Raw genomic sequence first — 13584 nt, forward strand, 5'->3', positions numbered from 1 at the left:
AGTAATTATGCTCACCTACAATCATGCTCCTTTTCTGAAAGAAGCAATTGAAGGTGTGCTGATGCAGAAAACAGATTTTGATTTAGAGCTCATTATTTGCGATGATGCTTCAACGGATCATTCTGAGGATGTTATCAGACCTTATGCTGAAAGATATCCTTACCAAATAAAGTATTACCGCCATAACCTAAATATAGGATTTGTTGAAAATCAAAGATTTGCATTTCAAAAAGCATCCGGAAAATACTTGGCCTATTGCGAAGGTGATGATTACTGGACTGATGAAAACAAACTGCAGTTTCAGGTTTGTTTTTTGGAAAATAACCCTGATTTTGTAATGACTACAGCACGTAACCTGCTCTTGCATCAAGATACTGGCGAAATTACAAAGGATGGCAAAGACTATATTTTCGGAAATAAAGATTTTGTAGATTACACACAAGAGAGTTTTTTCAGTGCAAGACCTACACAAACGTTTACCTATCTCATTCGTCGTGAGTTTCTTGACCTAAAATGGATTGATGTTTATTCCAATTATCGCGATCTTTATTACTTTTACCATTTGCTCCAATTTGGCAATGGTAGGGCATTTAATAAGGTAGTGGGATTATATCGGCTTCATGAAGGAGGGGTTTACAGTTCGCTTGAAATCGAGAAAAAACTGAAAACTTCAATAGACATTTTTAAGAACATTAAAACGGTTAACAATGACTCAAGAGCCAATGTTCAGGTTAGCAAAGATTTGGATGAACTGATTACTAAATATTTTTATCTTAAAGAATTTCCTAATCCTTTATTCAATAAAAAGCTCTATAAAGCAATGCTTGAGAGATTTTTGATTAATAAGGATTATTATAACTTATTTTTACAAACTCTAAAAATCTTTAAATACGCTGTAAAAAGATAAGCCTATGTGCGGAATCGCTGGAATCATCGCCCCAAACGCCAGAAACTATACTGAAGAAATTCAGCAGATGACTGATGCCATAGCGCACCGCGGTCCGGATGCTGCACATCATGAATTTTACGGAAATGCCGCATTGGGACACCGTAGACTTTCAATTATCGATCTTTCTGAAAACGGAAAACAGCCCATGTTTTCTGACTCTAAGAATGAATGCATCGTTCTTAATGGTGAAATTTACGGCTATCAGGAACTGAAGAAAAAATATATAGATTATGCTTATCGCGGGACCTCCGACACCGAGGTGATTCTGGCAATGTATCAGCAACAAGGAAAAGAACTGCTTGCTGAACTTCCCGGAATGTTCGCTTTGGCAATTTGGAATGAAGAAAAACAGGAACTCTTCTGCGCACGAGACCGTTTCGGGGAAAAACCGTTTTATTACACCCTCGGAAAAAACGGCGAGTTTATATTTGCATCAGAAATTAAAGCCATTCTCGCTTCCGGATTAGTAAAACCGGAACTTAGCCAGGAGGCGCTTTATCATTATCTTCAGTACGGTTACGTTAACGCTCATCAAAGTATTTATAGAAATATTCAGACACTTCCGCCGGCACACTCTCTGCTTTTACGCGCGGGAAAAATTACCGTTGAAAGGTATTACAGTATTCCTAAGAATGACATTTCCATTTCTCTGTCGGAAGCTAAAGAAGAATTTACTTTGTTACTTAAAAATGCCGTACAAAAACAGTTGATTGCTGATGTAGAAGTCGGAAGTTTCCTGAGCGGAGGTTTGGATTCTTCTACAATTGTAGCAATGGTGAATGAATTTAAATCTACACAGACTACAATAAGTTTCGGTTACTCCGGAGAAAGCAGTGAACTGAAATTTGCAGATGAAATTGCAAAAAAATACAGGACGAATCACATCGAAATTTATGAAAACAGGGGTAATATCGCCGCAGAAATCACCAAAATTTCACCTTTTTTCGATGAACCTTTTGCCGATATGAGCTACAGTCCACAATACAAAATTTGCGAAGCGGCCGCCCGGCATTTAAAGGTAGTCTTAGCGGGCGACGTGGGCGACGAACTTTTCGGTGGTTACAGTTTTTATGGGGTGGAACACCAACTCAAAAATCATTTCAGTTACAATAACATTCTCGCGAAATTTGGCCTCAAACAGTTCGGGAGATTCCGCGAAACATCATACATTACCAAGGAAAATATCAGGAATAAAAATATTCTGGATTTCCATCAGAATAAAGTCCGAAACTTTTTTACACCGAAAGAAATGGCGTCGCTGGGAATCAGTTCAAACTACCGGCAGCAGTACAGTTTCAAAGCTAACCCTGATTCTCTCAACGATATAATGCGTGTAGATCTGGAAAAATATGTGCCCGGAAATATGCTCGTAAAATCCGACAGAATGGCGATGGCCAACTCGCTGGAAGTTCGGACGCCGTTTCTTGATAAAGATTTTGCTGAATTCTGTATTCAATTGCCTGAAAATTTAAAACTCGACGGGAAAAACGATAAAATAATCCTGCGGGAATCGATGCAGAATTACTGGACCGAAAACATCAGAAACAGAAATAAACAGGGCTTCGGATCTTCCGTTGAGCGTTGGTTTGAAGAACAGGGACTAATTGAACTGTCAGATGTATTGCTGAAAGATAACACGCAGAAAATATTTGATTTTATTGATTTTAACGCCGCTCAGAAATTCCTGAATAAAGACAAAAAACACTGGAATCTGCTTCAGCTGGCACTTTGGGCAGATAATTACAAAACATACCTCTAGTCATTCTATATGCTGAATATTTCTGTCATCATGCCGGTTTACAATGCTGCATCTTTTCTAAGAAAAGCGGTGGAATCTGCAGTGGAATTGAACGGTGTAAAAGAGATCATTCTGATTGAAGACGGCTCCACAGATCATTCCTTAGAAGTTTGCATGGAACTGTCGTCGTTATTTGATAAGGTGAAACTTTTTCAGCATCCTGACAAGGGGAACCACGGTGCGGGCGCATCGCGGAATCTCGGACTGCAAAGAGCATCAGGAGACTTTGTCGCGTTTTTAGATGCAGACGATTATTATCTTCCAAACAGGTTTGATGCTGAAAAAAAACTTTTTAGCACTGCTAACATCGAAGGTGTTTTCGGTGCGATTGGAACGGCTTTTCTCACTGAAAAAGGCAGGACTGAATTTCAGGAAAAATTTAAAAATACTGACCTTACTACAGTAAATTATCCGGCGGAAGGAAAGGATGTTTTCTACGGTTTACTCGGTCTCGACAAAACTTTCGGCAGTTTTTTTCACCTCAACGGTTTGACTGTGAGAAGCGAAAGCATCAGAAAAAATAATCTCAAGTTCAATGAAACTCTCCGTGTTCATCAGGACACCGATTTCATCATTAAACTTGCCTGGCATTGTTACTTGAAATCAGGAAATATCACCGAAGCAATAGCAGTTCGGGGCGTTCATGATGACAACCGGATAACCAAAATAAAAAGATATTCAGACAAATACAATCAGAGACAGATGCTGTTGTGGAATTCTGTATACGAATGGGCTGAGGACAAAAACATTAAAAAGGAATATAAAGACCATCTCTTTTTGACAAAAAAATCATTTGAACTGTCTTTAAATAAAGGCGTGACGAAATATTTTAATATTTTCGCAGCAACACTTAAAGACCCAAAAATTCTGAAAACCAGATACCGTTTTACCTACCTGAACAGATAAAGTATTATGAAAATTTCCGTCATTATTCCTGTATACAATGCTGAAAAGTACGTTTCCCAAGCCGTGGAATCTGCTTTGCAGCTTGACGAAGTTTTCGAAATAATTCTGGTGGAAGACCAATCGCCGGACAATGCTTTGGAGGTATGTGAAAAATTAGCGGAAAAACATGAACGCGTTAAACTTTTCCAGCATCCTGACAAGGGAAATCATGGCGCCGGAGCCAGCCGAAATTTAGGATTGGCAAAAGCGACAGGAGATTTTATTGCGTTTCTGGATGCTGACGATTATTATCTCCCGAACCGTTTTGATGCAGAAAAAGAACTTTTTATAAACCAAGATGTTGATGGTGTTTACGGGGCTTTGGGCGTGCATTATTACACTAAAAAAGCCAAAGAACAGCATCATAAGATCTATGGTGACCGGCTTACTACGGTTTACAAAAAACATCCGCCAAAAGATGTATTCCGCGGACAATTGGGAATGAACGGCAGTTTCGGACTTTTCAGTATTGACACGTTAACTCTAAGAACATCTTCGCTCGATAAGGTCAGCCCCATGATGAAAACTCACCTGAGGTTGCATCAGGACACAGAATTTCTGTTCAGGATTTCCTATTATTTAGACTTGTATTCAGGTATTCTGGATCAGGCAGTGGCGGTGCGCGGTGTTCACGAAAACAACAGAATTACACAGGTTGATTCAAAGAAAATAAATCCGGCTTCAACACGAGTTTTACTCTGGCGCGAAGTGAACAGTTGGGCTCAAAATGAACCCACAATGCCTACGGACATCAAGCTACATATAAAGCGGATGCACAGAAGTTGGGAAATTGCAAACGCTTCACCGTTAAAAAAATGGATGATGATTTTGAGGTATCTGATCACGGATTACAGAAGTATCCGCTCAGGACTCTATAATATTAATTTCAGGAATAACCTTTTCTCAATTTAATTTTTTACAAAAACACCTACATATTTCCCTTCAAATTCTACAACAGTGGGTGAAATCGTATTGCGTGTACAGAAATCCTGAAACGCAGCGTTATCGCCGATATCATCGCTGATAAATACACCGCCCTTTCTCAGATGTTGATACATTTCCCTGTAAGCCCAGGTTCTCCCCTCATAACTTTTGTCGGAATCATAGTGAATAACATCTGCCCGGTTCATTTCACCGAAAATCTTAGGTATAGATTCTTTGTCAGCATGACGGAAAAGCTTCCAGTATTTCTTTAATCGGTCCGGAACGACAGCACCTACATAACGGTCCCCATCCTGACTCAGATATGGCATATCCGAGCTATAAAGTGTGCCGTTTCTTTTCTGTAAAGAAAGCAATGCTGCTAATGAAGACCAACCGTAAGCTACGCCCGTTTCTACAACACTTTCAGCATTGGTAAATTCGCAGGCATAATAAATAAGCTCCAGAGCGCCGGCTCCTCCCATTTTGATTGGGCACTCTTTTTCCCTCTTCGAAGCATCATGCAACTCTTCTGAGAATAGGTTTTGAAAGTTTTCGAATTTAATACCGAAAAGCTGCCCTATTGCAGTTTCCTGATTTACCGCAAGTGACTGTGCCCATTCTGTGGTACGCGCTTTTCCGCGAAAAGCACTTTTTCTGTTGAATATATTTTTTATGATTTTCCGGCCCAGTTCAGGATACAGATCCGGGCGTTTTATATAGCCTACAAGGGTTTTGGCAACTCGTTTTAATTCGCTCACTTATGTTTATTATTCAACAAAAATAAGTAAAAATCCCAAACATGCAGAAAACGGTTATATTTGTAGATGAAAGGATTATTGAGGATGCTAATTTAATACCTACGAGATCATGAAATTTTCTGTCCTTGTCGCCAACTATAACAACGGGGAATTTTTCCGTGACTGCTACCAGTCTATCGTTTCACAATCTTACGATAATTGGGAAGTGATTATTCTTGATGATAAATCCACAGACAATTCCCTGCAGGTCATCCGGGAATTGATTGGAGATGATTCCCGTTTCCGGATTTACGAAAATGCTGAAAATGCGGGCGTAGGTGTCATCAAATCAAAACTCATTAAACTGGCTACCGGTGATATTTGTGGTTTTGTAGATCCAGATGACACGATTCTCCCCACCGCCATCGAAAAATCAGTAGGGATTTTCAGTAAACACAAAAAAACTGTTCTTACTTATTCGCGTTTTATGAAGTGCGATAAAGATCTTCATCCTTTAGCACCCTTTCAATCCGCAAAACAGGTTGTAAATAATAATCCTTATTTTTTTAACTGTCCTATCGTTATCAATCATTTTGTATGTTTCCGGAGAGATGTTTATTTTCAGACCGAGAAAATAAATCCGGAATTACGAATTTCCGAAGATCAGGATCTCTATCTTAAGATGTACGAAAAAGGTAATGTAAAGTTCATCAGCGATACGAATTATCTTTACCGCACGCATGCCGGCGGAATCTCCCAAAACGACAACAAAAAAAAATCTTACGAGTTGTGGGGATTAGTGATTTGGAATGCGATGCAGCGGCGCGGTCTGAAAAAAATACATGGCAAAAAAATTCCCGAGATCTATACCAATGCTCAGGAGATTTTTGATTTGCTCAAATATCAGAACTCCTATTTTTACAGAATCAGGAAGAGAATTTTGGCTGCTTTTTATAATTAGCCTGCAGATAAAACTCCTATCTTTGGGAATCAATTGGTTTTTCTACCTTAAATTTATTTAGTACTTCTTCATGAAATTTTCGATCCTTATTGCCAACTACAACAACGGCAGATTTTTTTCAGACTGTTATTATTCTGTCATTTCGCAAACCTATTCTGATTGGGAAGCCATTATTGTGGATGACTGCTCTACGGATAATTCGTTAGAACTCATCGGAAATCTAATTCAGGGAGACTCAAGATTTAAAATTTTTACTAACGAAAGCAATCAGGGATGTGGTTACACCAAGCGGAGAGCCCTGGAATTAGCAACTGGTAAAATCTGTGGCTTTCTGGATCCTGACGATGCGCTTCAAGAACAGGCATTAGAGTTTTCAGTGAAGGAATACCACGAAAAAAATATTGTAGCAACTTATTCGAAAATAACATTCTGCGACCCCAAACTTAACCCCGTAAGTGATTTCAAGAAGATAAATAAAATTCTTAACGACCGTTTTTTCTTTAATCTACCGATACAGATTCATCATTTTTTCACGTTTAAAAAAGCGGCTTACGATGAAACTGTGGGGATAGATCCCACCTTAAAATCTGCGGTTGACCAGGATTTATACTTGAAAGTTCTGGAAAGAGGTGACGTCACTTTTATTCCTCAAAACCTGTATTTTTACCGGCGGCACGCAAAAGGAATTTCGCAGCACACTTCAAAAGTAAAAGCTAAAAAGAATTTCGCAAAAGTTATTTTTGAAGCTTTTAAAAGAAGAGGAATCACCGAAATCAACGGGAAAAACGTCCCTGAAAATTACGCACAATCTCAGGAAATCTTCGATCTGCTGAATTACCAGAATAATATTCCGTTCCGGCTGATTAAAAAACTCAAAATCATTCTTCAAAATTTTGTATAAATGATACCTGAGCAAAAAATTAAAATCCTCTTCCGCCACAGGTCCATGGAAATGGGCGGTGTTGAGAAAGTGATGCTGAGTGTTCTAAACAATCTGGATCCGGAAAAATTTGAGATGACCGTTCTCCTTAATCTCAACCAGGGTGAACTTCGGAACGAATTCCCCGCAAATGTACGCAAAGTATTTCTGACAAAAGGAAAAGAGGACTTTTCTACAAACACGCTGCTGGCAAAAATTCAGCTTTTTAAAAGGAAAATAAAACTTAAGAAATTCAATAAACATCCGGAAGTTATCGATAAAGAAATCCTGAAGGATGAATTTGATGTTGAAATAGCGATGACCTACAATGATTTCTCGGCAGTTTTAAATTCTACCAATAAAAAATCAAAAAAAATAGGCTGGTTTCATTCAGAGATCAATCTGCCGAAACTGCAGCCTTTGGTCCCTAAAATTCTGGAGCAGTTTCCTCAGTTCGATCACATGATTTACTGTTCAGAGAAAATCCGGACGATCATGCACGACATTTATCCAAAACTCGCATACCCACCGGAAAGTGTAATTATCAATGCTATTCCGATAGAGGAAATCCGGGAAAAGAGTCAAGAAAATATTGCCGACTTGCCATCTAAACCTGTTTTTGTTTCGGTCGGCAGGCTTCATACCAGGAAAGGCTACCATAAACTTATGGATGCGCATCATCAGCTTCTGAAAGAGGGTTTTCAGCATTCTGTAATGGTAATTGGTGACGGCGAGGAACTCACAAATCTTTTAGCACAACAGAAAAAACTTGGGGTTGAAAAAACTTTTGTTCTCGCAGGCAACAAAATGAATCCGTATCCCTACATCAAAAATGCAGATTTCTTTATCATGCCTTCCGAATCCGAAGCCTGGCCGCTGGTTTTGGCGGAAGCTTTAATTCTACAGAAACCCACCATCGCAACAGACACCGGCGATGTGGCTACAATGCTGGAACACTTCGAAACAGGTTATCTGATCAATTACAGAACTGAAGAAATTTTTGAGGCAATGAAAGTGTTTTTAACCAACGCTGAGCTTATCAAAAGCATTAATGATAATCTGAAAAACATCAGCGCTAAGTTCGATAACAACAAAATTTTTATGGCAATTGAAGAAATCATCCTTAATTTAGTAAAAAAATAAACATGATTTTTCTGTACAGAATCATTCTCAAAATTCATACATCCTACCAATATTTCATTCAGCAGATTTATCTAAAAATATGTCTGGCAAAAGGACTTAAAGTAGGTAAAAATGTACGTTTTGTAGAGGTACCACAGTTCGGAACAGAACCCTTTCTTATCGAAATCGGAGACGAAACAACTTTCTCTAACAACGTTAGATTTGTAAATCACGACGGCGGGCAAAACGCACTGCATTTTTTCGAAAAATATAAAGATGTGAGGACTTTTGGGCGGATTAAAATCGGCAAACGCTGCCTAATCGGCGCAGACACCATTATTATGCCCGGAGTTGAAATGAAGGATAATTGTCTTTTAGGTGCAGGATCAATTTTAACAACTTCAATGCCTGCCGGAACGGTGTTCGCGGGCGTTCCGGCCAAATACATCTGTACACTGGAAGAATATGGCGACAAACTTTTGGCGAATAATGTAATGTATCCACGGGAACTTGAACAAGACCGTCCTAGGCTTGAAGCGTATATTAAAAAAAATCTGCCTCATCATTACAAACCTGTAAAATAATATATGAAAAGTGAAAAGGGCAAAAAGAAAATCCTTATCCGGATCGGGTCGCTGCGGCATGGCGGAGCCGAAAAAGTTCTGGTCACTTTTCTGAAAAATCTGCCGCCCGACAAGTATGAAATCGATCTTTTACTGAATTTGTACTCGGGGAAATATTTATCCGAGGTTCCTAACTGGATCAATGTTTTCTATCTAAACCGCGGCGAAATGATTACCACAAACCGGATTCAGGACATTCCTGTAAAAGCCTTCCGGGTCATTTATCAGTCACTATTGAAGAGATTTCCCGAAATCCTTTATTCAAAAATCCTGAAAGGAAATCAATACGATATCGAATTTGCGGCAATTCACGGGATGCGCGATGAGATTTTATCTTCTCCTATAAAATCATCCAAAAAAATCATCTGGATTCATAATGACCTTAAAAAGACTGAATTTAAAAACTATAATGATGAAGAACTCCGAAAGTTTTTTGGTTTCGATAAAATCATGGTGATTTCAGATAAAATTCAGCACGATTTCGAAAACATAGCAGTAAGTCAATCGGAGAAAGACAGAATAGTAAGAATTTACAACCCTTTAGATACCAATGAAATCCTGCGTAAATCAACTGCTCAGGCAACCACTTATTCATTCAATAAAACTCTTAAAACTTTCGTTTCAGTAGGAACCGTTTTTCCCCAAAAGGGCTTCGACAGACTTTTAAAAGTGCATCAAAAACTCTTAAACGAAGGGCTTCATCATCACCTGCTGATCATCGGAGACGGATACGATTTTGAAAATATAAAAACCCTAAAAACGGAACTTGGGCTTGATCAAACCGCCACCATGCTGGGATTTACAGATAATCCGTATCCGTATTTTAAAGAAGCTGATTTTTATATTTTAGGTTCCAGATATGAAGGATTCCCGACTGTTTTATTTGAAGCTATTGCACTTAAGAAACCCATTATTGCGACCGATGTTTCGGGCGTGAAAGAAATGCTTGCAGAGGGAAAACTAGGTTTAATCGTAGAAAATTCTCAAGAGGGAATTTATACAGGAATGAAAAAAGCACTCAACCAACCTGAAAGTTTTGAAGGTTACACTAAAGCATTAGAAACTTACACAATGCCCTTCAACCTTGAAAATTCAGTACAGAAAATCACGCATATAATTGATGAACTTTAAAGCAATTTTCACTTAACTTTGCGATATGCCCAATTATACCACCATACAGAAAGATTTTTACCGTGAGAGCGGAAAAATGCTGTCTTCTCCCGAAATCTGGGCAAAATGCATTAACCCCAATCTTCATTTTATCTATATTTTGAGGAAATGCCAGCAGTACAGAAAAAAATCTTTTTTAGGGGCGTTCTGGAGATTGGTTTTGCGTCATCACCAGATCAAATATGGTTTCCAAATTTATCCCGAAACACAGATTGGCGAGGGCTTTTATCTTGGACACTGGGGCGCCCTCGTCATCAATCCGAAAGCTAAAATCGGCAGAAACTGCAACATTGCGCAGGGCGTAACGATCGCTCAGGCGAACCGTGGAAAAACTGAAGGAGTTCCGGAAATCGGTGATGAAGTTTGGATAGGACCGAACGCTGTAATCGTGGGAAACATCAAAATCGGTAATAATGTGCTGATCGCTCCCAACGCTTATGTAAACTTCGATGTTCCTGAAAATTCAGTCGTAATCGGAAATCCCGCACAAATCACCACAAACCTAAATGCAACACAAGGCTATATTAATCACAAAATTTAATATTAAATTTTTGTTAAATACTGGTTTTTTTAATTCTTAACATCTATTTTTGCATTATTGATTTAGTCTATTGAATTAGAGAACAACTTATGCGAAATAATATAATTAAACGCTAAACAGTTATTTTATGAAAAAATCGTACGAAGTTATTTTCGACAACAATAAAAAATGGGTGGAGTCAAAACTCGCTGAAGACAAAGACTTTTTCAAAACCCTATCTGCATCACAAACTCCTGATTATCTTTATATTGGATGTTCAGACAGCCGTGTTTCCGCCGAGGAAATGATGGGTTTAAAACCAGGAGAAGTATTTGTAACCCGAAACGTTGCAAACGTTGTAAACACGCTGGACATGAGCGCTACAGCTGTGATTCAGTACGCCGTTGAACACCTGAAAGTGAAACACATCATCGTTTGCGGGCACTATGGATGTGGCGGTGTAAAAGCAGCGATGACGCCTCAGGATCTTGGCCTGATGAACCCATGGCTCAGAAATATACGGGATGTTTACAGACTGCATCAGGCTGAATTGGATGCAATTGAAGACGATCAGAAACGTTACGACCGCCTTGTAGAACTCAACGTTCAGGAACAGTGCATCAACGTTATTAAAATGGCTGTAGTTCAGGAACAGTATTTGGTCGATGAATATCCAATTGTTCACGGCTGGGTTTTCGATCTGAAAACAGGAAAGATCATCGATCTGGAAATTGATTTTGAAAGTATTCTGAAAGACATTCAGAAGATTTACAATTTAACCAACTCAGAATGGGTAATGAGTCGCAAAAAAAATAAAAACCTCATCTGATCAATATGAAACTTTGGAGCATCATAACATTGACGGTCTTTTTGAATTTCATGGCATTACCAACTATTGCCACGTTTTTCAATTGGGATTTGCCGGCGACTAATATGATTATTTCCGAAGAAGAAACCCAACACTCACCGCTGGTAATCAACGAAAAAACCATTCCGGAAACACTTAGTGTTCATGACTTCCTGAAGTTTTTTGAAAGAGATTTCTCAGCAAATTCATTTATATGTGCAGATGATTCTGTACACCTCTCTCCTTTTCTTACGATATTTTCCCCGCCTCCCGAAGTTTAATTTTTATCGCTTTTAATGAACATTCCACACTTTTTTAAGTGCTGGCAAACCGTTCTGCAACAAAAATTAAATTTCAATCGCTGTAGTCACAAACTGTGTCGGGATATTTCCTGTGCGAAATTCCAAACGGACAGCTGTGGCCAAAAGACAGCACAATTTTTCAAAAAAATGAAAAAAACACTTTCTATATACGGAGGGATTAAAGAAAATTTCCCTTCAGGACTCGTCGTATTTTTAGTAGCACTTCCACTATGTTTAGGGATTGCATTAGCCTCCGGCGCACCACCGCTTTCCGGGATTATTGCAGGAATTATCGGCGGTTTGGTTGTCGGTTACCTCAGTAATTCGAATATATCGGTCAGCGGACCCGCAGCGGGATTAACCGCTATTGTACTTACTGCTATTACCGATTTAGGTGCATTCGAACTTTTCCTTTGTGCCGGAATTATTGCCGGAATTATTCAGCTAATTTTAGGGTTTATAAGAGCCGGAAGTATCTCAAATTATTTTCCCACCAACGTTATTGAAGGAATGCTGGCAGGGATTGGGATCATCATCATCTTAACGCAGATCCCTCATGCATTGGGTTTTGATAAAGATTTTGAAGGAAACCAGACGCTTTTCGCCAATGGTTTTAACCCAAATTATTTTAGCGAATTGGCCGCGGGAATTCATCCTGGTGCAGTAATCGTTACGTTGGTCTCCATCACTATTCTTTTGGCCTGGGATAAATTTCCAGCGCTGAAAAAACTCAAAATGATTCCCGGAGCGCTAGTGGCAGTAGGTGCAGGAATTCTGCTGAATTATATTTTCATCCTTTCCGGAAGTTCACTTGCGATCGGCTCAGAACATTTGGTTTCACTTCCCGTTCCGCAAAGTGCGTCAGATTTTAAAAACATGCTTGTTTTCCCGGATCTGCAGGGATTCTTGAATCCAAAAGTTTGGATTGTGGGCGCAACGATCGCTATTGTGGCGTCCATTGAAACATTACTGTGTATTGAAGCTTCCGACCGTTTGGATACGCGCAGGAGAATTACAGACACCAACTTAGAGCTTCGGGCACAGGGAATAGGGAATTTAATTTCTTCAGCGATTGGCGGTTTGCCCATGACATCAGTGGTGGTAAGAAGTTCTGCCAATGCGAATGCCGGAGCAACTTCTAAACTATCTACCGTTATTCATGGCGGGCTATTGCTGATTTGCGTTCTTACGATTCCGTTTATTCTGAATATGATTCCACTCGCTACTTTGGCCGCGGTTTTACTTCTGGTAGGTTACAAACTGGCGAAACCTGCAACGGTGATGCATTTCTGGCATAAAGGAAAATACCAGTTTATCCCTTTCATCGCGACAGTAGTCGCCGTAGTTTCGCTTGATTTACTGAAGGGTGTGGGAATTGGATTATTGATTTCGGTTTTCTATATCCTCCAGGGAAATATGAAACGGGCTTACTACCTGAGCCGCGAAGAGCTTGACGATGCTGATGAAATCAACATAAAACTTGCGGAAGAGGTATCTTTTCTAAACAAAGCAGCCATTAAAAAAACGCTTAAAAACATCAAACCAAACTCACAGGTCTGTATTGATGCCAGATCAACCTCCTACATCGCGACCGATATTCTTGAAATGATTCAGGAATTTGCCAATATCCGTGCAAAAGAAGAGGATATTGAAGTGAGGCTAGTTGGTTTCAAAACCTCTTATCAGGAATACGCTGACGACGAAGATTCACATATTATCATTGCCCACAGAAGAGCCATGTAACTTAGAAAAACATCAACTTTAAAA

General features: G+C 39.3%; 14 protein-coding genes. 13 read left to right on the top strand and 1 reads right to left on the bottom strand.

The window, feature by feature from the left end; translation table 11 throughout:
• Positions 1 to 7: 7 nt before the first annotated feature.
• From KTV93_RS05755 to KTV93_RS05770, 4 genes are read left to right on the top strand one after another with little or no spacing between them, the layout of a single operon-like run.
• A complete protein-coding gene (locus KTV93_RS05755) occupies positions 8 to 907 on the top strand; it encodes a glycosyltransferase family 2 protein (protein WP_218250346.1) in 900 nt (299 codons plus the stop codon).
• 4 nt (positions 908 to 911) lie between these two features.
• Positions 912 to 2708 (top strand): asparagine synthase (glutamine-hydrolyzing), encoded by a 1797-nt coding sequence (asnB, locus tag KTV93_RS05760; RefSeq protein WP_218250347.1) that lies wholly within the window; start codon positions 912 to 914, stop codon positions 2706 to 2708.
• 9 nt (positions 2709 to 2717) lie between these two features.
• A complete protein-coding gene (locus KTV93_RS05765) occupies positions 2718 to 3653 on the top strand; it encodes a glycosyltransferase family 2 protein (RefSeq protein WP_218250348.1) in 936 nt (311 codons plus the stop codon).
• A 6-nt stretch (positions 3654 to 3659) separates the two neighbouring features.
• Positions 3660 to 4604 (top strand): glycosyltransferase family 2 protein, encoded by a 945-nt coding sequence (locus KTV93_RS05770; RefSeq protein ID WP_218250349.1) that lies wholly within the window; start codon positions 3660 to 3662, stop codon positions 4602 to 4604.
• Here the strand turns inward: KTV93_RS05770 and KTV93_RS05775 are convergent.
• Positions 4601 to 5374 (bottom strand): class I SAM-dependent methyltransferase, encoded by a 774-nt coding sequence (locus KTV93_RS05775; protein WP_218250350.1) that lies wholly within the window; start codon positions 5372 to 5374, stop codon positions 4601 to 4603. The genes KTV93_RS05770 and KTV93_RS05775 overlap by 4 nt on opposite strands.
• A gap of 109 nt (positions 5375 to 5483) precedes the next feature.
• On the opposite strand from KTV93_RS05775, the gene KTV93_RS05780 reads away from it, so the two are divergent.
• The 9 genes from KTV93_RS05780 to KTV93_RS05820 all read left to right on the top strand — a co-directional run bounded on the left by KTV93_RS05780 (position 5484) and on the right by KTV93_RS05820 (position 13560).
• Entirely contained in the window at positions 5484 to 6314 is an 831-nt protein-coding gene (locus tag KTV93_RS05780; RefSeq protein ID WP_218250351.1) for a glycosyltransferase family 2 protein, read from the top strand.
• A gap of 70 nt (positions 6315 to 6384) precedes the next feature.
• Positions 6385 to 7215, top strand: coding sequence for a glycosyltransferase family 2 protein (locus tag KTV93_RS05785; protein WP_218250352.1), 831 nt, complete (start codon positions 6385 to 6387; stop codon positions 7213 to 7215).
• Positions 7216 to 8376, top strand: coding sequence for a glycosyltransferase (locus KTV93_RS05790; protein WP_218250353.1), 1161 nt, complete (start codon positions 7216 to 7218; stop codon positions 8374 to 8376).
• A 2-nt stretch (positions 8377 to 8378) separates the two neighbouring features.
• On the top strand, positions 8379 to 8939 hold the full coding sequence (locus KTV93_RS05795) for an acyltransferase (RefSeq protein ID WP_218250354.1): 561 nt from the start codon (positions 8379 to 8381) through the stop codon (positions 8937 to 8939).
• Between the two features lie 3 nt (positions 8940 to 8942).
• Positions 8943 to 10109: a glycosyltransferase gene (locus KTV93_RS05800; RefSeq protein WP_218250355.1), complete on the top strand. Its 1167-nt coding sequence runs from the start codon at positions 8943 to 8945 to the stop codon at positions 10107 to 10109.
• A gap of 25 nt (positions 10110 to 10134) precedes the next feature.
• The gene (locus KTV93_RS05805) at positions 10135 to 10689 is read left to right on the top strand and encodes a serine acetyltransferase (RefSeq protein WP_218250356.1); all 555 of its coding nucleotides are present in this window, start codon (positions 10135 to 10137) and stop codon (positions 10687 to 10689) included.
• A gap of 127 nt (positions 10690 to 10816) precedes the next feature.
• Entirely contained in the window at positions 10817 to 11497 is a 681-nt protein-coding gene (locus KTV93_RS05810; RefSeq protein ID WP_218250357.1) for a carbonic anhydrase, read from the top strand.
• A gap of 50 nt (positions 11498 to 11547) precedes the next feature.
• The gene (locus KTV93_RS05815) at positions 11548 to 11796 is read left to right on the top strand and encodes a hypothetical protein (protein WP_230259214.1); all 249 of its coding nucleotides are present in this window, start codon (positions 11548 to 11550) and stop codon (positions 11794 to 11796) included.
• A gap of 168 nt (positions 11797 to 11964) precedes the next feature.
• Positions 11965 to 13560, top strand: coding sequence for a SulP family inorganic anion transporter (locus tag KTV93_RS05820; protein ID WP_218250359.1), 1596 nt, complete (start codon positions 11965 to 11967; stop codon positions 13558 to 13560).
• Positions 13561 to 13584 lie beyond the last annotated feature (24 nt).

It is taken from the genome of Kaistella faecalis, assembly GCF_019195395.1.
Lineage (GTDB): Bacteria > Bacteroidota > Bacteroidia > Flavobacteriales > Weeksellaceae > Kaistella > Kaistella faecalis.